The organism is Brevundimonas sp., from assembly GCF_029946145.1.
Taxonomy (GTDB): domain Bacteria; phylum Pseudomonadota; class Alphaproteobacteria; order Caulobacterales; family Caulobacteraceae; genus Brevundimonas.
Genome location: NZ_JAQSDY010000025.1, coordinates 16,502 through 36,052, shown reverse-complemented (window position 1 = coordinate 36,052; position 19,551 = coordinate 16,502). Strand labels below are relative to the sequence as shown.

Sequence of the window (19,551 nt, the reverse complement as noted above, 5' to 3'; positions counted from 1 at the left end):
GGGCCGTTTTCCCCTCACGGGCGAGTCGGCAAGCCACTGATTCGTGGGGATAAGTACGGCTTCGGACACAAAAGGGCGATGCTGCGGCAACGCTTTGTCGCAAACCGGCGTTAACCTTGACAGATGGTTAACTGGACGGGACTGTCCCGCTTGCGCAAGCTTCAGCGTGCGGGCCCCGGGGCTGTCGGCTTTTGATCGAAGGGGGGCGTATGCGCAGCGATCAATCGGACCATGACGACCAGCCCCGCTCGAACGGCCGGCGGGGTCCGATCGCCATAGCGGCGGTGGCGGGCGTCCTCGCCCTGACCGCTCTGGGCATGGTCTCGTGCGGCGATCGCGACGGGGTGCGCTTCTGGCAACCGGCGGGCGGGGCGGCCAGCAACGCCTGTCCGCGTCCGGCCTCGCTGACGGGGTCGGAGTTCAACGCCCAGGAGACGGGGCTGCGGGCCCTGCGCCGCGCGGCCTTCCGCGGCGACTTCTTCGCCCAGCTGGAGCTGGGGGCGCGTTACGCCGCCGTGCGGGCGACCGACAAGAATATCGAAGACCCGATCGAGAGCGCGACCTGGTACGCCCTGGCCCTCTCGAACGACGAGGGCTATGCGCCGATCAACCGGGTCGACCGCGGCGGCTTCGGCGGCTGGCGGCCGCTGTCGAAATACGACGACTGCCGGGCGTATGAGCGCCACGCGGCCTATCAGCGGCTGGACCGCCAGCTGGGGCAGATGACCCGCGAGGAGCAGGAGGCCGTCCGCGACCGCGTCATCTATGTGCTGTCGACCCAGGACGCCGACGGCTATCGCACCCTGGCGCGGCTGCACGACGGCCTGTACGGCCCGTTCGGCGAGCCCGAGGACAATCGCGAGGCGCGCGAGGCCTGGGGCCGGGGCCAGAACGGCAATGGCCGCGACCGCAACCGGCGCGGCTATTACTCGGCCACCAACCTGTTCCAGCGCAACGACGTGGACGCCTATCTGTACAACTATCTGGCGGTGCAGACGGGCGACGTCGGGGCCTATGTCCTGCTGAAGGATTTCGAGCGCTCGGCCCCGAGCCGCGACCAGTACCAGCGCTTCGTCGAGACCAAGGCGAGGCAGTGGACGCCGCCGTTCGAATTCTATCCCAACAGCGCGCCGCAATCAGGCGTGCCCTTCTCGGACGAGAGCCGTCCGCGCGGCGACGCCTATGAATATGCGCTGGGGCGGATGGCGAGCGAACTGCCGTTCATCCACGTCGGCCGGGCCCTGCGTTATCTGGGGATCACCGACACCGCCGTCGCCCGGCCCGAGGATCTGTCCAAGCGCCAGATCGAGACGCTGGAGGCCATGCTGGGCCATCCGATGGAGGGCCGGCTGTCATACCTGGAGCGGGTGCGGGCCATTCAGATGGCCGCGATCAACGGCTCGTCCGAGGCCCAGCTGGTGCTGGCGGTGATGTATGCCGAGGGCATCGGCCTGCCCGCCGACTACGCCCGCGCCTTCAGATGGTTCGACGAGGCGGCGCGCCAGGGCAGCCCCGAGGCCAAATTCGCCATGTCGAGCTATTTCGCGCTCGGCGTCTCGGGCGTGGCCGATCAGGACAAGGCCCAGGCCGTGGCCCTGAGGATCGATTCCGCCCTTTCGGGCTTTGGCCCGTCGGCCGGCCGCCTGCAGGCCGTGCTGGCCCAGGTCTCCCGTTCGCAGCAGCGCCGCTAAGGAGGGCGTAGCATCATGACCAGCCCCACGCCCTTCGCCCGGATCGCCAGCGTCATCGGAGGCGCGTTCGTCATCGCCGCCGCCGTCGGCGCCTTCGTCCTGACCGACGCCCCGACCGCGCGGGCCCAGGTCGCCGCCAAGGTGGAAAGCCAGACGCGGCCCAATTTCGGCATTCTGCTGGATCCGCCGACGCGCAGCTACCGCAACCGCGGCTCGTCGCACCGGCGCTATGACTATGGCCGGCACCGGCCCGACTGGCGGCCCGGCTATCCGGGCGGCTATCCGCGCGGGGAAGAGATTGTGCTGGTCGACTGCGGCGGCAATCCCGGCTCCGGCGCGGTCGAGGACGCGGTGCGCCGGGTGCGGCCCGGCGGGACGCTGGTCATCCGTTCGCGCGGCGGAGCCTGCGTCGGCTGGCTGAACATCGACAAGCCCCTGACCATCATCGGCGAGGGCGGCTTTGACCCGCGTGACTGGGACCGCAATCCGACGCCGGGCCTGATCGCGCCCGATGGCCTGCCGTGCATGACGGTGGCTCAAGGGGTGCGGGTCGAGATTCGCGACATGATGTTCGCCTCGCCGCGCGCGGGGGACGCCGCCTGCATCGTCGGCTATGGCGCCGAGATCGTCATGAACCGCGTCGGCTTCCGCCATGCGGGGGACGAGGCGGCCATCTATATGGACGGCGGCCTGCTGGACATCCGCAACGCCGTGATCGACGCCCAGACCATCGCCCCGGCCATCGTCGCCGACGGCGCGGTCCTGACCGCCTGGGAGATGGTGGTCACCGGCGCCCAGTCGGGACTGGAACTGATCCCCGGCGCGGGGCAGACCTCGCGCATCGGTTCGACGACCCTGAAGGGAACCGGCGCGCCCAATTCCTTCGGACCACGCTCGATCGGGGTGGTGGTGCGCTCGGCGCGCGAGTACGGCCGGGTCGAGATCGAGAACACCGCCATCGTCGGCTATGTCGAGGGCGTCGCCGTCGAGGGGGCCTCGGTCCAGATCCACAACAGCCGCATCGGCCGTTCGGACAAGGGGGTGGTGCTCTACAACGGCGAGCTGCGCCTCGCCGACAGCCGCATTCGCGCCACCACGGTCGGCGTCGCCGCCGCCTCGGGTCACGCGGTGATCGTCAACAACGTCTTCGCCGGCGTTCGCGAGGTCATCTACAAGGAGGCCCGCGCCACGGTGGAGGCCAGCGGCAACCGCGTCTGGTCGCAATACGCCTGCCGGCCCCAGTTCCGCGACCGCTACCGCGGCCGCTACGAGCCGTACTGGCGCCCCGGCGAGGGCTGGACCTGCGAGACCAACTCATACCCGCGCGACTGGTGGGACGACGAGGACGGCCTGCTGGGCCTGCCCTATCAGGACGACGGCTATCAGCCGGACGGCTATGGCGACTATCAGGACGGCCAGGGCTGGTACGACCGCGACGGGCGATACATCCCGGACAGCCGCTACCGGGGCGACGACCGGTGGGGCCGGGGCGGGATGTGGGGGCGGTAGGAGGGCTTAGCGCCAATGAGCATGAGGCGGTGCTGGCCGAACGGCGGGTAACACCGAAGTCGCGTTCATTTCTTCTGAGCTTACCAAGCCGTCCTGCAGCCCCTTCTCGAGAACGATGCCACGCCAGGAGCGCTCATCGCCGTCAGAACGATCGACGTCGACATAGTGGGTGTTGGATGGGGTGATCAGCGCGAACGTGTGGGATGTCATCTGAATGCTCCTTGAGCGACCACATTGGCCGTTCGAGCAAGATGGCTTGCCAGCGGATTCCAGCAATGCACCCGGCCAGCGCCCTCTACTCGGGCTGCCGACGGCGGTAGGCGCGGAGGGACTCGAACCCCCAACCAGACCGTTATGAGCGGTCGGCTCTAACCATTGAGCTACGCGCCCGCCGTGGGCGTGGCCTAGCAGGCGGGGCGGCGACTTGCCAAGCGCCGCACGCCCGTCATCGGCCCGCCGCCGACCTGTCGCCGATTTCATGGCGATGAACGGAAACTGCCAAGCCTTCGTGGCGTTCATTCAGCGGCCAATGGTCAAGGTGCGGCCATGGTCGTCACCCACTTTCGGGTGAACGGCCCCGCCGCTTCCAGGAGATTCGACGCAATGAACCGTCCCGCCGCCCGCGCCGCCGCCGCGCCCGCCCCCGTCGCCGGCATGTCCAACCGCCTGTTGCTGATGAGCGGCGCGGTGATGGCCGCCGCCGCCCTGTTCGCCGCCCCCGCCGCCCGCGCCCAGTCCCAGCCCGAGGGCGGCGCGCCAATGATGATCCACGCCGTCGCCGACCGCCCGGCGCTGAACCTGTCGGCCTATGGCGAGGTCAAGACCGCGCCCGACATGGCCACCATCAGCTTCGGCGTCGTCACCGAGGCCACGACCGCCGCCGAGGCCATGCGACTGAACGCGACGCGCATGAACGAGGTCATGGCCGCCCTGCGCCGCGCCGGGATCGCCGAGCGCGACGTCCAGACCTCGGGCCTGAACCTGTCGGCCCAGTACGACTACGTCCAGAACGAGCCACCCCGGCTGCGCGGCTATCAGGCCAACAACCGGGTGACGGTGATCATCAACGACCTCGACGCCGTCGGCACGACCGCCGACGCCGTGGTGGCCGCGGGCGTCAACCAGATCGACGGCATTTCGTTCGGCCTCAAGGACCCGACCTCGGCCGAGAACCAGGCGCGCCAGCTGGCGGTGCGCAATCTGCAGGCCAAGGCGGCGCTTTACGCCCAGGCCCTGGGCGTCAATCTGGGCGGCATCCGTTCGCTGTCGGAGGGCGGCGGCTATTCGCCCCAGCCGCAGCCGATGCTGCAGTACGCCCGGGCCGAAATGGCCACGGACGCGGGCTCGACCCCGGTGGCCGCCGGCCAGCTGACCGTGCGGATCGACATCACCGGCGTCTACGATCTGGCGCGGTAGAATGAGTGGCTAGTGGCTAGTGTTTAGTGGCGGGCGCACGGTCCTCGCGCCTGCCAATCTCCTGCCACTAGCCACTAGCCACTAGCCACTAGCCACTAGCCACTGGCCACTGGCCACCTCAGCTTCGCGAGCGGAGCAGCATCAGTCCCACGCCGACGTTCAGGCCGTAGCAGATGCCCAGCACCGCCAGCGCGGTGACCGGGCCGTCGTCCATGACGAGCAGCGGCAGGCTCCATGGCAGTCCGAGGACTTTCGCCGGGATGAAGGACACCATGCCGTCCGCCAGGGCCCAGCACGCGCAGGCCGCCCGGCGTCGCCAGCATCAGGGCGACCGCGCCCGCGACGGTGTAGAGGCCGAACAGGCCCCACGTCAGCCACTGGATCGTACGCGCCATCGGTGTCCTCCCTGAACGACAGGGAAGGCCCGGCGCGGGCCGCCGTCAAGCCGCGTGCTTGATCTCGTTGCGGTCGTCCAGCAGCACCACGGTCGGCGACCACTGGCGCGCCTCTTCCTGCGGCAGCTGGCCGTAGGTGACGATGATGACCTTGTCGTGCTTCTGCACCAGCCGGGCGGCGGCGCCGTTGACGCCGATGACCCTGGAGCCGCGCGGGGCCTCGATGGCGTAGGTGGTGAAGCGCGCGCCGTTGGTGATGTTCAGCACATCGACCTGCTCGTGCGGAAAGATGCCCGCGGCGTCCAGCAGGTCGGCGTCGATGGCGATCGAGCCTTCATAGTCCAGATCGGCCTGGGTCACCGTGGCGCGGTGCAGCTTGGCCTTCATCAGGGTGACCAGCATGGGGAGTGCGGTCCGGAAATGACGCGGGGCGATAGGCCCCCGCTCGCAGACCGCTCATATAGGGGTTCGCGAGGGGGCCATCAATCGTTCTCGTTGCGGCGCACCATCCGATGCTGCGGCGCATTCGCCCGTTACGGGGGCATTTATATACCTGACAAAGCAGGCCCAAGTTGGTAGAAGATTCTGGACAGGCCGGTACGACTGAGATCGAGGTGACCCCCGCTATGATTGAGGCGGGGGTTGAGCCCTTCCTCAGTTATGACCCTGAGTGGGACGACGCGCGCGAACGAGTTGGTAAGATTCTCCGAGCCGCGTTGGCGGCTTCTCCGCAGAACCAAAGTGCAGTCGGCCCGGAACGAGAAGCCTAGAGCCAGTCCAAACCCCGACTGCGTTTGCCCCAAGCAGAGACGCGTGGGCTATGTCGGCCTCTAGCTTTTTTAGGCGCTCTGCCCTCATGGGCGAGCCCGGAGACTTGCGGTGGCGGGCAGCAGCGAATGTTTTGTCCCTGCTGACTCTCAGGCCCCAAAGGCCGTGGACGGCATGATTGCGGGGCTGCTTAATTTTGAGACAGGCGGCAACAAATCCCTTCAGGGCGTCTGCCTCATCCGGGGCGGTAACGGACTGGCCCGCAAGGTCTAGGCTGTCGAGTCGGCCGCCGACCATCATGGCGGAATAAGCCTTGTTGAACTCTGGCGGCGATAGATCGAGCGCCAGCATGAGCAGGCGGTCGATAAAGAACTCGACCTGAGCCCATGTCGCGGTGATCCGGCCCAGGTGCATCAGTTGCCTGTCGGTAAGCGGGATTTCAAAAGCGGTCGTATTTGGGGGTATTGTGTCGCTCATGACCGAAGACCCTAAGCCTGAATCGCCAGAAGACGATGCCGAGTTCGAGCGGGTTCTGCGGAACCTCGTGAACACGCCGCACAAGCCGCATGAGAAGAAGAAGCCGTCAGACGATCCCGGTGATGCAGCGGGCCGGTAGGGGCTGCGACGGCGGCATATTTCCAGCCACCTCTGCCTTGCAAGCGGGACACCGATGGATGCGCTGGCCCCTCGCTGCCTCCGCCGCCTGAAGAATGGATTTACGCCCATGCTCAAAGCAGTTTGGACAGATCATATGAGGCGGTTCGGCTCCTTGGGCCTCCGTCTTCAGCGTGTAGGCGAAGGTTCCGCGCCCGATTTGCTGAAGCTCGTAGCGCTCCTTCTCGCAGTGCCATGTTTCAAGTTGTCGGACGCGTTCTTCAAGCTCGCGTTTCTGGCCGGCCAGCGCAGATTGGGCCTCTTGGGCCTCCAGCAGGAGGCCCTGAAGTTCGAGCTTCACCGCCAGCAACTTGGACGCGTCGCGCGCATCCGACAGCGTTTTGGTTATGTCGAGCGCGGTCTTTATCGCGGTTAAACCGCTCATCACCGTCATCGGATCAGTCATCGCTTTCCTCCGTTCTGCGAAGGCTAGCGCGAAGCCGAACAATGCGCCTAGCTTTCTGCTTACGCGTAAGCGGCTTCACCAGCCCGCCGATACATCAGGCGCTTTCCGCCGATGCCGCGCAGGGCTTCGTCGGTGCGCATCGTGTCGTTGATGCCGAGGCCAACGCGGTTCGAGTAGCGGAAGTCGAACTCAGCCAGATAGCGCTTCAGGTGGGCTTCCGACACGTGGTGGAAGGTGCCGATGATCCCGCGCTTGAGGATCGAGAAGAAGTTTTCCGCCGTGTTGGAATGCTTGTGGCCGTCGCGGACGTATTCGCCACGGATGTGATCGACGGCGCTATGGCTGGCGAACTCTTCGCCGGGGCGAATGTAGAACTTGGCGCCGTCCGTCATCAGGTGGCTGGAGCGGTGCGCGGCGGTCACGAGGATCGGGCGCAGGGTCTTCGTGGTGACGTTGGCGACATGGAATGAACGGGCGCGACCGTCGCGCTCAACGAGGGTCACCACGGCGTGCTTGGGGCTCTTGCCGCGCGCCTTGGAGTGCTTGTTCTTCTCTTTGCCGCCGACGTAGGTTTCGTCGACCTCAACGGTGCGGTCAGGACCGCCCAGCGGAGCCGGGTTGTTCTCGGTCATGGCCTCGCGGATGCGGTGGCACATGAACCAAGCGGTCTTGTAGGTGACGCCCAGCGTACGGCCGATCTGGTGGGCGCTGATGCCTTTCTTGCTGGACGACATGAGGTAGGTGGCCAGCAGCCATTTGTTGAGCGGCACCTTGGAGCGCTCGAACACGGTTCCGACTGTGATGGTGAACTGATCGCGGCAGGCATTGCACTGATACAGGCCCGCACGGTGAGCGCGGCCCTTCATCTCGGTGGCCTCATTGACCACGCCACAGTGCGGGCAGACCGGGCCATGCGGCCAGCGGGTTTGCTCCAGGTGGGCTCTGGCTTTGTCGGCATCGGTGAAGATCGGGTCGGTCAGGTTCATCGTATCGCTCCAGTCTGAAAACCCTAGCGGTTACAAGGCTGCTTTGTCAAGTATATAAGTGCCGTTACGGGACGTTCATTTGACGGGAAGGCCGGCCGCCCTATGGTCCGGATGTGGCCATGACCCGGCCCGCGATCCGGACTACGTCCCGTCCCATGAAGCAGTTTTTCCTGACCGTGCTGGGCGTCTTCGCCGGGCTTTTCCTGTTCCTGATCGTGGTGCCGTTCATCCTGATCACCGTGGCGATCAGCTCGGCGTCCTCGAAGGAGCCGACGCCCTCCCACACGGTTCTGGAACTGGACCTGAGGGAAGGGATCACGGACCAGACGCCGACCAATCCGTTCGCGGTCTTCGGCGGCGGCGGGCTGTCGACGCTGCAGGTCGTCGACGCCCTGGCCCAGGCCGAGACCGACAACCGGGTCAAGGCGCTGCTGATCCGTCTGCCGGAGGGCGGCATCACCCCGGCCGCGGCCGATGAAATCCGCCAGGCGGTCCGCCGCTTCCGCCGCTCGGGCAAGGTCGTGATCGCCCACAGCCAGGGCTTCCAGCCGGTCGGAACCGCGGTGTCCAGCTATATGGTCGGCGCCTCGGCGTCGGAACTGTGGATGCAGAACACGGCCAGCTTCCAGCTGGCGGGTTTCTCGTCCGACGGCATATTCCTGGGCCGGGCCTTCGACAAATACGGCGTCACGCCGGAGTTCGAGCAGCGCTACGAGTACAAGAACGCCGTCAATGAATTCACCGAGAGCGACTTCACCCCCGCCCATCGCGAGGCGATGACGGCGTGGATGACGTCGATCTATGTCTCGGCCCTGGCCAATGCGGCCCAGGACCGGAAGCTGACCCCGCAGGCGCTGCGGGCGACCATCGAGGCCGGGCCGTATTCGTCCGCCGACGCCCGCCGGCTGCGCCTGATCGACAAGATCGGCCAGGTCGAGGAGGCCGAGGCCGAGGCCAGGCGTCGCGCCGGCCGGGGAGCCGAGATCGTCGAGTTCGCGGACTATGCCTCGGCGAAGGGTGAACGCGCGGGCACGGGCCGGAACGCGATCGCCATCGTCGGTGGAGAAGGCGCGATCAACACCGGCACCGGCGGCGGCGATGTGTTCGGGAGCGGGTCGTCCATCATGTCGGACGATCTGGCCGAGGCCCTCTACGACGCCATCGAGGACAAGGCGGTCAAGGCCATCGTCTTCCGCGTCTCCTCGCCCGGCGGCTCGCCCGAGGCGTCGGAACAGATTCTGGCCGCGGTGCGGGCGGCCAGGGCGGCGGGCAAGCCGGTGGTGGTGTCGATGGGCGACTACGCGGCCTCGGGCGGTTACTGGATCAGTTCGGAGGCGAACTGGATCGTGGCCCAGCCCTCGACCCTGACCGGCTCGATCGGCGTGTTCGGCGGCAAGTTCGTGCTGGCCGATGCACTGGGACGGTTCGGCGTCGACATGCGCAACCTGTCGGTCGGCGGCGAATATTCGGACGCCTTCTCGCCGTCGCAGTCGTTCACGCCGGCGCAGCGGGCGGCCTTCGCGGCCCAGATCGACCGGACGTACGAAGAGTTCATCACCCGCGTCTCGACCGGCCGTCGCCTGGCGCCCGCCCGGGTGCGCGAGATCGCCCGCGGCCGCGTCTGGACCGGCGCCCAGGCCAGGACGCTTGGTCTGGTCGATCAGCTGGGCGGCCTGGAGGAGGCCATCGCCAAGGCGCGCGAACTGGCCCGCATTCCCGCCGACGAGTCCGTGCGCTTCAAACGCTATCCGACGCCGGAATCGCCGTTCGAGGCCCTGTCAGAGATGTTCGGCGTCTCGGGTGAGGCCGCGCGGGTCCTGGTCGGCATCGGCGGGGTCATGAACGACCCGGCCGCCGAGGCGACGGTTCGTCGCATCCAGACCGACCGCGCCCGGGCCTCGGGCGCGTCCGTGCTGGCGGATCAGCCCTGGTAGTGCGGCGGGAACACTCGCCTGTGAAGGGGCCGGTCATTGACCGTTCAGCCTCATGGACCGACATTGTGAGTTCGGCGCTGCACGCAGCGTCTGTGAAGGTGAAGTCATGACCCAGTCCGACCGTCTGATCTTCGGCCCCGGTTCGCGCCGTCCGGCCAATGGTTTCGTGGCTTCGATCCTTTGGCTCGGCGGTCTGGTGGCGACCCTGGTCGCCATGGCCGTCGGCGCGGTGCTGGCCGTCTTCACCGCCGCCGCCGTGGCCGTGATCGCCCTGTTCGCCGCCGTGCTGGTCTTCTTCGCCGGACTGGCCATGGGCGCCCGCCGCAAGGTCACCGTCCGCGCCCGCCGCACCGACGACGTCATCGAGGCCCGCAAGGTCGACGGCGCCTGGGTCGCCTACGGCTGGGAGCGGACCGGACGCTAGGCCGGGACGCCAACGGTGCTGGTCGTCAAGGACGCGCCGTCTCCCAATTTCGACGCCCGCCGGGCCCCGCCCGACATGCTGGTGCTGCACTATACCGGCATGAGGACCGCGCGTGAGGCGATCGCCCGGCTGCAGGACGCCGAAGCCAGGGTCTCGGCCCACTATGTGGTGAAGGAGAACGGCTCCATCCTGCGCCTCGTGCAGGAGGAACGCCGCGCCTGGCACGCGGGCAGGGGGGCCTGGCAGGGCGAGACCGACTGCAACGCCGCCTCCATCGGCATCGAGATCGTCAATCCGGGCCATGAGTTCGGCTATCGCGATTTTCCCGACTCGCAGATCGACGCGGTGATCAGCCTGATCTCGGACATTCGTACACGGTGGACCATCCCCGACGCCCGAATCATCGCCCATTCCGACCTCGCGCCCGAGCGGAAGCAGGATCCCGGCGAGCGTTTCCCATGGAAGCGGCTGGCCTCGGTCGGGCACGGCCTGTGGTTCGAGCCCGCGCCGGAGCGGACGGCGGCGCTGGGCGTGCCGCTGGGCGTGGGCGACGAGGGGCTGGGCGTGGTGGTGCTGCGCGCAGGCCTGCACCGTCTCGGCTACGCCCTGACGCCGGGCGGCGACTATGACGAGGCGACCCGGCTGACCGTCGAGGCCTTCCAGCGGCACTGGCGGCCGTCGAAGGTGGACGGGATCGCCGACGGCGAGACGCGGGCGACGCTGATGGGGGTGCTGCAGCTGGCGACGGCGGAGAGCGTCACGGGGGTGTTGAACTAGTTCAGCTGCTGGCCCTGACCCAGATCGCGGCGACCTGAAAGCCCATCGCCACCAGGAAACTCGGCCAGAACGGCAGCCTGAGTACAATCATGAGCACCCCCGTTCCGAGGGCGACTATGAACAGGCAGTTCGAAATCAGCAGGCGCTTTTCTTCGGTCACGAGGTGATCATTGACCCCGATCCGCTTGCAGCGCAATTGAGCCCCGTCAGACGGCCGGGCGGTCGCGGCGGGGGTTATGCCCCTGTCGAGGAAAGTCCGGGCTCCACGGTGAAAAGGCGGCGGGTAACTCCCGCCCGGGGCGACCCGAGGGATAGCGCCACAGAAAGCAAACCTCCGGCCTCGCGAGGCCGGTAAGGGTGAAAGGGTGGGGTAAGAGCCCACCGCGTGCCTGGCAACAGGGACGGCATGGCAAGCCCCGCCTGGAGCAAGACCGAATAGGGACGTCGCGCGGTTTCGGCCGCAGGGTTCATCGCCCGAGGCGTCCGGGTAGGTCGCGAGAACCGTTCCGCGAGGGGCGGTCCAGAGGAATGATCGTCGCCCGCTTCGGCGGGAACAGAACCCGGCTTACAGGCCGTCTGACATTTATCTTTTTGGAGAGGCCTACGCTCGCGACGCGGTCGCTCGCTGCTTGAGGCCCGCTTTCCTCCCCATGAGCATCGCGAATGGGGTGGAGGAAGGATCGCAGCGCGATCCGACGACGGGATCGGAGGCGAAAGCCGACGAGACGGAGGGGGCGACTCGATGCGGAGGGGTTGGCGATCCACTGGCCTCGCCGGCGTCGCCCCCTCCGTCACGGCGCGAAGCCGCGCCGCGCCACCTCCCCACTGCGTGGGGGGAAACCCGCGTTCGCCGATTAACCCCTTGGCCCGCATTGCGGCGCAACATCAGTCCACAGCCTGTCTATACTTCTGATGTTCTGTGTATGTTCTGTCCGTTACAGCGTTTTCAACCTCCTTCGAGGTTAACCTTCGTCAACTAATCCCATTGAGACCCAGTTGATCCCATGCTATCCCATTCCTTCTGAGGGTGTTCAGGGGAACAGAGGGGCGGATCGCAAGATCCGAGTTTGGGGCAGGCGTGTTTCTCTCGACCTATGAGAAACAGTTGGACGGGAAGCGACGCCTGCTGATTCCGCAGGAGTTCCGCACCGCCGACAACGGCGCCGAGCACGGCGTCTTCTGCTTCTTCTCCATGGCGTCCGACTGCCTCGAGGCCGGCGGCGACAAGCTGATGGCCGAATACGTCGCCCGCATCGAGGCCCTGCCGTTCGGCAGCGACCGGCGCACCGCGCTGGAGGAGACCTTCTACGCGGGTCAGCGGCCCCTGTCGTACGACGGCGGCGGCCGTATCACCCTGCCGGAAAGCCTGTGCCAGGACGCGGGTCTGGGCGAGGACGTGGTCATCGTCGGCCTGGGACCGCGCTTCCAGATCTGGGACCGCGCGCGCTGGAACGCGCGCCGCGACGCCCGCCGCGCCCTGGCCCGTCAGGTCATGCTGGGCGACGACGGAAACGGGGAGGGCGCATGAGCCCCCACGCCCCGGTCCTGCTGGATGAGGTGATCGAGGCCCTCGCCCCGGAGGCCGGAGACGTCATCATCGACGCCACCTTCGGCGCCGGCGGCTATACGCGCGCCATTCTGGCGACCGGGGCGACGGTGATCGGTCTGGATCGCGACCCGACCGTGCAACCGCACGCCGATGCGGTGGCGAATGACTATCCCGGCAGGTTCCGGCTGATCCGCACGCCCTTCTCGGGTCTGGCCGACGCCTTCGCGCAGTCGGGCGAGTCGAGGCTGGACGGGGTCGTCTTCGACATCGGCGTCTCGTCCATGCAGCTGGATCAGGCCGAGCGCGGCTTCTCCTTCATGCGCGACGGGCCGCTGGACATGCGGATGAGCGATGAGGGCGAGACCGCCGCCGACATCGTCAACACCTGGGATCACGGGCCGATGGCCCACATCTTCAAGCTCTATGGCGACGAGCGCCAGTCGGGCCGGGTCGCCACCGCCATCCTGCGCCGCCGGGTCGAGAAGCCGTTCGAACGGACGCTGGATCTGGCCGCCGTGGTCGAGAAGGCGCTGGGCGGCCGGCGCGGCGCGGCCATCCATCCCGCCACCCGCGTCTTCCAGGCCCTGCGCATCGCGGTCAATGACGAGCTGGGCGAGCTGCGCGCCGGCCTGGAGGCGGCCGAGGCGACGCTGGCGCCGGGCGGCCGCCTGGTCGTGGTCACCTTCCATTCGCTGGAGGACCGGATCGTCAAGGCGTTCCTGACCGAGCGCACCGGCAACGCGCCCGGCGGCTCGCGGCACGCCCCGGTCACGGTCGAAACCCGCAAGCCCAGCTTCACCCTGTCGTTCAAGGGCGCGCGCGAGGCGGGCGACGCCGAGCTGGCGACCAACCCGCGCGCCCGTTCGGCCAAGCTGCGCGCCGCCGTCCGCACCGATGCCGCGCCGTGGGGCCCAATTGGGGGGAGGATCGCCGCATGAGCCCGGCCGTCGCCACCCTGAACCGGCTGTATGCGTGGAAGATCCGCGGCGTGCGCTGGGTCGAGATCATCGGCGTCATGCTGGTCGCGGCCATGGTCTTCTCGGTCTATCTGGCCAAGGCCGCCGCCGCCCGCGAGAGCGCCCGCATCACCGATCTGGAGCGCCAGATCACCGACAACGGTCAGCGGGTCCGCCTGCTGCGCGCCGAGGTCGCCCGTCTGGAACAGCCGGGCCGGCTGGAGGCCCTGTCGCGCGGCGCGGGTCTGGGACCTGTTGACGTGCACCGTCAGGCGACCGAGGCCAGTCTGGCGACCCTGACGGCCGTGCCCGCGCCGCCGCCGCCCGCTCCGGTCGCCGCGCCGCCCGCCGTCCCCGCCACTCCGCCTGCGGAGCCGGCGCGGTGAGCGCGCACGATCCCATCGCCGGAGGCCGCTCCCTCCCATACGGCGGGCGGCGCTATATGCCGTCGTGGCGCTGGCTGGCCGAGGCCATGTGGTGGGTCGAGCATTCATTCGGCCGCGCCCACGCCGACGCCCGGCCCGAGGAAGACACGCGGGTCCGCATCTTCGTCATCCTGTCGCTATTCTCGGCGGTGTTCGTCCTGCTGGCCGTGGGCGCCGCCCACGCCGCCCTGCTGACGGCCAGGGGCGGGGTCGGATCGGCGGTCCATCCGAACGCGGTGGTCCGCGCCGACATGGTGGACCGCAACGGCGCCCTGCTGGCCACCAACATCACCCACTACGGCCTCTATATCGATCCGTCCGAGGTCTGGGATCGCAAGGCGGCCGCCGAGCAGATCAAGCGCGCCCTGCCGCGGGTCTCGATGGCGAAGCTGAACCGGGTGCTGAACGGCGACCGGCGTCTGCTGGTGATCAACCGTCTGACGCCGCAGGAGAAGGTGGCGGTTCACGGCCTGGCCCTGGGCGGCGTGGCCTTCGAACCCGAGGACGTGCGGGTCTATCCGCTGGGTCAGTCGGCCCGGCACGTGGTCGGCAACGTCGACACCGGCGGGGTCGGCCTGTCGGCCGCCGAACGCGCCTTCAACGACGAGATCCGGGCCGCCGGGGCGCGCGGCGAGACCTTCCAGGTCTCCATCGACCTGCGCATCCAGGGCATTCTCGAGAACGAACTGGCCGCCGCCGCCGCCGGGACCCAGGCCAGAGGCGCGGTGGGCATCATCACCGACGTCCAGACGGGCGAGGTTCTGGGCATGGCCAGCTGGCCGGGCGCGAACTCGCGCAACCTGGCCACCGCCGCGACCTATGAGATGGGATCGGTGTTCAAGACCTTCACGGTCGCCGCCGCCATCGACACCGGCCGGGCCGACATGAACACCCTGCTGGACGCTTCGGAGGCGCTGCAGATCGGCAACCGTCGGATCACCGACTTCCACGCCACCAACAAGGTGCTGACGCTGGAGGAGGTCTATCTCCACTCGTCCAACATCGGCACCTCGCGCCTGTCGACCGAGATGGGGCCGCGGGTCATGCGCGACTATTTCGAGCGCTTCGGCCTGTTGTCGCGCGCGCCGTTCGAGATCGCGTCCGAGATGCCGATCAGTCCGCGCGAGTGGTCGGACTCGACCCTGGCCTCCCTGTCGTTCGGCTACGGCATTTCCATCACCCCGCTGCAGATGGCGGCGGCGATGCAGGCCCTGACCAACGGCGGGCGCTACATTCCCCTGACCCTGCGCAAGGGCGGACGGCCCGATGTGCAGGCGCGGCAGGTGATCTCGCCCGAAACCTCCCTGACCATGCTGGACCTGATGCGCCGCAATGTGGTGCGGGGTTCGGGCGGCCGGGCCGAGGCGCCGGGACTGCGCGTCGGCGGCAAGACCGGCTCGGCCAACAAGTCGGTCAACGGCCACTATTCCACCGCCCACGCCGTCGGCACCTTCGCCGCCGTCTTCCCCGCCGACGGGCCGGTCAATGCGCGCCGGTACCAGATTCTGGTGCTGATCGACGAGCCCCAGACCTATCCGCGCACGGGCGGCTTCGTCGCCGCCCCGGCGGTGGGCCGGATCGCCGACCGCATCGCGCCGTTCCTGAACGTGCAGCGCCGCGCAGACGCCTACCGCACCGCCGTCGGCGACAAGGTCATCCCGGCCTTTGAAGATCAGGAAGGCGACGGTCGATGAGCGCCGCGCCCGCTCCCGTGAAACTGTCGGAACTACTGCGCCGCGACGTGGCGTCGGACCCCGTCATCACCGGAGTGACCGCCGACAGCCGCAAGGTCGCGCCGGGTTCGTTGTTCGTCGCTCTGCCGGGCACGGCCGCCGACGGCCGCGCCTTCATTCCCCAGGCCCTGTCGCAGGGGGCCGCAGCCGTCCTGGCTCCCGCCGGCACCGACGGCGCCATGGCCCCGGTGCTGGTCACCTCCGGCGATGTCCGCCGCGCCTACGCCATCGCCGCGCGCAGCTTCTACGGCGCACAGCCCGCGACCTGCGTCGCCGTGACGGGCACCAACGGCAAGACCTCGGTCGCCGCCTTCTGCCGTCAGATCTGGGCGTCCCTGGACCTTCATGCCGCGAGCATGGGGACCCTTGGGGTTTTAGCACAAATGGGTAACGTTAACCGGGAGTTGACGGGCCCCGGCCTGACCAGCCCGGACGCCGCCGACGCCGCCCGCATGCTGGCCGATCTGGCCGCCGGGGGGGTGACCCATCTGGCGCTGGAAGCCTCGTCGCACGGCATCGACCAGCGGCGCCTGGACGGGGTGTCGCTGAAGGCGGCGGCCTTCACCAATCTGAGCCAGGACCATCTCGACTATCACGGCGACATGGAGGCCTATCGCGCCGCCAAACTACGTCTGTTCGAGACCCTGCTGCCGCGCGGCCGGACCGCCGTGCTGAACGCCGATTCGGATGCCTATTCGAGCTTCGCCGCCGCCTCGATCATGTCGGGCCTGGGCGTCATGGGCGTGGGCGAACGCGGGCGGGACCTGTCGCTGGTCGCCCGTCAGGCGACGCCGGAAGGCCAGCGCCTGACCATCGACGCGCGCGGGACCCTGCATGAAGTGATGCTGCCGCTGGCGGGCGCCTTCCAGGCCTCGAACGCCCTGGTCGCGGCGGGCCTGTGCATCGCCGCGGGCGAGACCCCCGAGCGGGTGCTGGCCGGGCTGGAGAAGATCACGGGCGCACAGGGGCGGCTGCAGCGTATTCCGGGCTCCACGCGCGGCGAGGTCTATGTCGACTACGCCCACACGCCGGACGGACTCGAGACGGTGCTCAAGGCGCTGCGGCCCCACGCGAAGGGCCGGCTGATCGTGGTCTTCGGCGCCGGCGGCGACCGCGACAAGGGCAAGCGCCCCCTCATGGGCGAGATCGCCGGCCGTCTGGCCGACGTGGCCATCGTCACCGACGACAACCCGCGTTCCGAGGACCCGGCCGCCATTCGCAAGTCCGTGCGCGAAGGCTGCCCGACCGCCCGGGAAACCGGCGATCGCCGCGCGGCTATTCAACAGGCCATCGAAATGATGGGCGACGGAGATGTGGTGGTCATCGCCGGAAAAGGGCATGAGCAGGGACAGATCATCGGCGGGACCACTCACCCCTTCGATGACGCAACCGTCGCCGCCGAAGCCCTTCGTCTCCATGCCTGACACCCAGCCTCTCTGGACCTCCGCTGAAATCGAAGCCGCGACGGGAGGACATCTGTCCGGCCCGGCCTTCGAGGCGAACGGCATCACCTACAACAGCCGCGAGATCGTCCCCGGCGACCTGTTTCTGGCCCTGAGGGGCGCGCGGGACGGGCATGAGTTCGCCGCCGCCGCCTTCGCGGCCGGGGCCGCCGGGGCGATCACCGAGCACGCCGTCGAGGGCGGGCCGTCTGTGATCACCGCCGACACCCTGCGTGCACTGGAAGCCCTCGGCGTCGCGGCGCGCGAGCGCAGCCCGAAGGCCCGGCGCGGCGCGGTCACCGGCTCGGTCGGCAAGACCAGCGTCACCCAGGCGGTCAAGGCGGGCCTCGATCTCGCGGGCCCGGCCCACGCCTCGATCAAGAGCTACAACAACCATATCGGCGTGCCGCTGACGCTGGCCCGGATGCCGCGCTCGACCGAGCGCGCCGTGTTCGAGATCGGCATGAACGCGCCGGGCGAGATCGCACCCCTGTCGAGGATGGTCCGGCCCCACGCCGCCTGCGTCACCACCATCGGCCCCGTGCATATCGAGGCTTTCGCCGACGGTGAAGCCGGAGTGGCGGCGGAGAAGGCGTCGATCTTCGAGGGTCTGGCCCCCGACGGCGTCGCGGTTCTGAATGGCGACACGGCCTTTTCAGTGCTGCTGGACGCCGCCGCGCGCAAGGCCGGGGCCCGTCGGGTTACCTTCGGGACCGGCGCCGGCCAAGACGCCCGTCTGATCGACTTCGAGCCCGTCGCCCAGGGCGCGCGGGTGAAGGCCGAACTGTTCGGCAAGGCCATTGACTTCCCGCTCAGCCAGTCCGGCCCCCACTGGGGCCTGAACAGCCTGTGCGTCCTGCTGATGCTCGACGCCCTGGACGTGCCGCTGGCGACGGCCCTCAGCGCCCTGGCGGATTTCCAGCCGCTGGCTGGCAGGGGGCAGACCACGGCGGTGGCCGCGCCGGGCGGCGCCTTCACCCTGATCGACGAAAGCTACAACGCCAATCCCCTGTCCATGGCCGCGGGTTTCCGCAGCCTCGGCGCGAAGCCGGTGTCGGCCGGCGGGCGGCGGGTCGTCGTCCTGAGCGACATGCTGGAGCTGGGCGACCAGTCCCGGACCCTGCACGAGGGCCTGGCCACCGCCATCGACGCCGCCGGGCTGGACCTGGTGCATACGGCCGGGCCGGAGATGAAGCGCCTGCACGACGTCCTGCCGTCCGCCCGCCGCGGCCTGTGGCGTGAGACCTCCGCCGAACTGGCCGCCGAGGCCGCGGCTCTGGTCGCGCCGGGCGACGTGGTCATGGTCAAGGGATCGAACGGATCGAAGGCGTCGCTGGTCGCGAAAGCCCTCGCCGCGCTTGGAGGAGCGTCCTGATGTTTTATCTGCTCTATCTCCACTACGCCGACATCGCGCAGGACTATCCCCTGCTGAATCTGGTTCAGTACCAGACGGTGCGGGTGGCGCTGGCCATGGCCACGGCCATGATCGTCTCGGTCGCCATGGGCAGCCGGTTCATCGCCTGGATGCGGCTCAAACAGGGCAAGGGCCAACCGATCCGCTCGGACGGCCCGGTCTCGCACCTGTCCAAGGTGGGCACGCCGACCATGGGCGGGCTGATGATCCTGGCGGGCATTGCGGTGGCGGTGCTGCTGTGGGGCGACCTGACCAACCCCTACATCTGGATCGTCAGCTTCGTGACGGCGGCCTTCGGGGTGCTGGGCTTCATCGACGACTACGCCAAGGTGACAAAACAGACCTCGGCCGGACTGACCTCGAAACAGAAGCTGGTGGCCCAGGTGATCGTCTCGGTCATCGCCGGGGTGATGACCGTGCTGTGGATGACGGCTTCGCCGACCACGCCCAACCTCGAGACCTCGATCGCCTTCCCCTTCTTCAAGGCTGTTTTGCTGAACGTGGGCTGGTTCTACGTCCTGTTCGCCGCCTTCACCCTGGTGGGCTTCTCGAACGCGGTGAACCTGACAGACGGCCTCGACGGCCTGGCCATCGTGCCGGTGATGATGGCCTCGGCGGCGTTCGGGCTCATCGCCTATCTGGTCGGCAACTTCATCTTCTCGGACTATCTCGGCGTCCATCACGTGCCGGGGGCGGGCGAGCTGGCCATCTTCTGCGCCGCCATCATCGGCGCGGGCACCGGCTTCCTCTGGTACAACGCCCCGCCGGCCAAGATCTTCATGGGCGACACCGGGTCGCTGGCCCTGGGCGGCGCGCTCGGCGCCATCGCCGTGGCCACCAAGCACGAACTGGTGCTGGGCATCGTCGGCGGCCTGTTCGTCATCGAGGCGGCCTCGGTCATGATCCAGGTCGCCTATTTCAAGGCCACGAAGAAGCGCATCTTCCTGATGGCCCCGATCCACCACCATTTCGAGAAGATGGGCTGGCCGGAATCGACGGTGGTGATCCGGTTCTGGATCGTCTCGGCCATGCTGGCCCTGCTCGGCCTCGCCACCCTGAAGCTGCGATAGAG

Annotated in this window: 20 protein-coding genes, 1 tRNA gene and 1 other RNA gene; 14 read left to right on the top strand and 8 right to left on the bottom strand. The window is 68.4% G+C overall.

The window, feature by feature from the left end:
* The first annotated feature begins 209 nt into the window (after positions 1 to 209).
* Positions 210 to 1,691 carry a tetratricopeptide repeat protein gene (locus tag PSV23_RS10585; RefSeq protein ID WP_300468675.1) on the top strand — a complete coding sequence of 494 codons (1,482 nt, stop codon included), beginning with the start codon at positions 210 to 212 and terminating at the stop codon, positions 1,689 to 1,691.
* A gap of 15 nt (positions 1,692 to 1,706) precedes the next feature.
* Entirely contained in the window at positions 1,707 to 3,200 is a 1,494-nt protein-coding gene (locus PSV23_RS10580) for a hypothetical protein (protein WP_300468673.1), read from the top strand.
* Between the two features lie 6 nt (positions 3,201 to 3,206).
* On the opposite strand, the gene PSV23_RS10575 is transcribed toward PSV23_RS10580, so the two are convergent.
* Positions 3,207 to 3,410 (bottom strand): hypothetical protein, encoded by a 204-nt coding sequence (locus PSV23_RS10575; protein WP_300468671.1) that lies wholly within the window; start codon positions 3,408 to 3,410, stop codon positions 3,207 to 3,209.
* A gap of 107 nt (positions 3,411 to 3,517) precedes the next feature.
* Positions 3,518 to 3,590, bottom strand: a tRNA-Ile gene (locus PSV23_RS10570).
* A gap of 213 nt (positions 3,591 to 3,803) precedes the next feature.
* Between PSV23_RS10570 and PSV23_RS10565 the strand changes: the two genes are divergently transcribed.
* Positions 3,804 to 4,616 (top strand): SIMPL domain-containing protein, encoded by an 813-nt coding sequence (locus PSV23_RS10565; protein WP_300468669.1) that lies wholly within the window; start codon positions 3,804 to 3,806, stop codon positions 4,614 to 4,616.
* Positions 4,617 to 4,734: 118 nt separating this feature from the next.
* Here the strand turns inward: PSV23_RS10565 and PSV23_RS10560 are convergent, their stop codons facing one another.
* From PSV23_RS10560 to PSV23_RS10540, 5 genes are all read right to left on the bottom strand, one after another.
* Positions 4,735 to 4,890 carry a hypothetical protein gene (locus PSV23_RS10560; protein WP_300468667.1) on the bottom strand — a complete coding sequence of 52 codons (156 nt, stop codon included), beginning with the start codon at positions 4,888 to 4,890 and terminating at the stop codon, positions 4,735 to 4,737.
* 166 nt (positions 4,891 to 5,056) lie between these two features.
* The gene (panD, locus tag PSV23_RS10555) at positions 5,057 to 5,413 is read right to left on the bottom strand and encodes an aspartate 1-decarboxylase (RefSeq protein WP_300468665.1); all 357 of its coding nucleotides are present in this window, start codon (positions 5,411 to 5,413) and stop codon (positions 5,057 to 5,059) included.
* Positions 5,414 to 5,665: 252 nt separating this feature from the next.
* On the bottom strand, positions 5,666 to 6,256 hold the full coding sequence (locus tag PSV23_RS10550; protein ID WP_300468663.1) for a hypothetical protein: 591 nt from the start codon (positions 6,254 to 6,256) through the stop codon (positions 5,666 to 5,668).
* A gap of 106 nt (positions 6,257 to 6,362) precedes the next feature.
* Positions 6,363 to 6,839, bottom strand: a complete 477-nt coding sequence (locus PSV23_RS10545) for a hypothetical protein (protein WP_300468661.1) — start codon at positions 6,837 to 6,839, stop codon at positions 6,363 to 6,365.
* A 59-nt stretch (positions 6,840 to 6,898) separates the two neighbouring features.
* Positions 6,899 to 7,825, bottom strand: coding sequence for an IS1595 family transposase (locus PSV23_RS10540; protein ID WP_300468659.1), 927 nt, complete (start codon positions 7,823 to 7,825; stop codon positions 6,899 to 6,901).
* 155 nt (positions 7,826 to 7,980) lie between these two features.
* Between PSV23_RS10540 and sppA the strand changes: the two genes are divergently transcribed.
* The 3 genes from sppA to PSV23_RS10525 all read left to right on the top strand — a co-directional run bounded on the left by sppA (position 7,981) and on the right by PSV23_RS10525 (position 10,960).
* On the top strand, positions 7,981 to 9,759 hold the full coding sequence (gene sppA, locus PSV23_RS10535) for a signal peptide peptidase SppA (RefSeq protein WP_300468657.1): 1,779 nt from the start codon (positions 7,981 to 7,983) through the stop codon (positions 9,757 to 9,759).
* Positions 9,760 to 9,865: 106 nt separating this feature from the next.
* The gene (locus PSV23_RS10530; RefSeq protein WP_300468655.1) at positions 9,866 to 10,183 is read left to right on the top strand and encodes a hypothetical protein; all 318 of its coding nucleotides are present in this window, start codon (positions 9,866 to 9,868) and stop codon (positions 10,181 to 10,183) included.
* A gap of 75 nt (positions 10,184 to 10,258) precedes the next feature.
* Complete coding sequence (locus PSV23_RS10525) at positions 10,259 to 10,960, top strand: N-acetylmuramoyl-L-alanine amidase (RefSeq protein ID WP_370461054.1); 702 nt, start codon at positions 10,259 to 10,261, stop codon at positions 10,958 to 10,960.
* Between the two features lies 1 nt (position 10,961).
* Here PSV23_RS10525 and PSV23_RS10520 read toward each other — a convergent pair whose 3' ends face one another.
* Entirely contained in the window at positions 10,962 to 11,120 is a 159-nt protein-coding gene (locus PSV23_RS10520) for a hypothetical protein (protein WP_300468651.1), read from the bottom strand.
* A gap of 46 nt (positions 11,121 to 11,166) precedes the next feature.
* Between PSV23_RS10520 and rnpB the strand changes: the two genes are divergently transcribed.
* The 8 genes from rnpB (at position 11,167) to mraY (ending at position 19,549) form a co-directional block, all read left to right on the top strand.
* Positions 11,167 to 11,544: RNase P RNA component class A (gene rnpB, locus PSV23_RS10515), an RNA gene on the top strand.
* 494 nt (positions 11,545 to 12,038) lie between these two features.
* Entirely contained in the window at positions 12,039 to 12,488 is a 450-nt protein-coding gene (locus tag PSV23_RS10510; RefSeq protein WP_300468648.1) for a division/cell wall cluster transcriptional repressor MraZ, read from the top strand.
* Positions 12,485 to 13,447: a 16S rRNA (cytosine(1402)-N(4))-methyltransferase RsmH gene (rsmH, locus tag PSV23_RS10505; RefSeq protein WP_300468646.1), complete on the top strand. Its 963-nt coding sequence runs from the start codon at positions 12,485 to 12,487 to the stop codon at positions 13,445 to 13,447. The genes PSV23_RS10510 and rsmH overlap by 4 nt, the downstream gene beginning before the upstream one ends.
* A complete protein-coding gene (locus tag PSV23_RS10500; RefSeq protein ID WP_300468643.1) occupies positions 13,444 to 13,851 on the top strand; it encodes a cell division protein in 408 nt (135 codons plus the stop codon). The genes rsmH and PSV23_RS10500 overlap by 4 nt, the downstream gene beginning before the upstream one ends.
* Complete coding sequence (locus PSV23_RS10495) at positions 13,848 to 15,584, top strand: penicillin-binding protein 2 (protein ID WP_366524239.1); 1,737 nt, start codon at positions 13,848 to 13,850, stop codon at positions 15,582 to 15,584. Before PSV23_RS10500 ends, PSV23_RS10495 begins: the two co-directional genes overlap by 4 nt.
* A complete protein-coding gene (locus PSV23_RS10490; protein ID WP_300468640.1) occupies positions 15,581 to 17,047 on the top strand; it encodes a UDP-N-acetylmuramoyl-L-alanyl-D-glutamate--2,6-diaminopimelate ligase in 1,467 nt (488 codons plus the stop codon). The genes PSV23_RS10495 and PSV23_RS10490 overlap by 4 nt, the downstream gene beginning before the upstream one ends.
* A complete protein-coding gene (gene murF, locus PSV23_RS10485; protein WP_300468638.1) occupies positions 17,040 to 18,440 on the top strand; it encodes a UDP-N-acetylmuramoyl-tripeptide--D-alanyl-D-alanine ligase in 1,401 nt (466 codons plus the stop codon). Before PSV23_RS10490 ends, murF begins: the two co-directional genes overlap by 8 nt.
* Positions 18,440 to 19,549: a phospho-N-acetylmuramoyl-pentapeptide-transferase gene (gene mraY, locus PSV23_RS10480; protein WP_300468636.1), complete on the top strand. Its 1,110-nt coding sequence runs from the start codon at positions 18,440 to 18,442 to the stop codon at positions 19,547 to 19,549. The genes murF and mraY overlap by 1 nt, the downstream gene beginning before the upstream one ends.
* Positions 19,550 to 19,551: the final 2 nt, after the last annotated feature.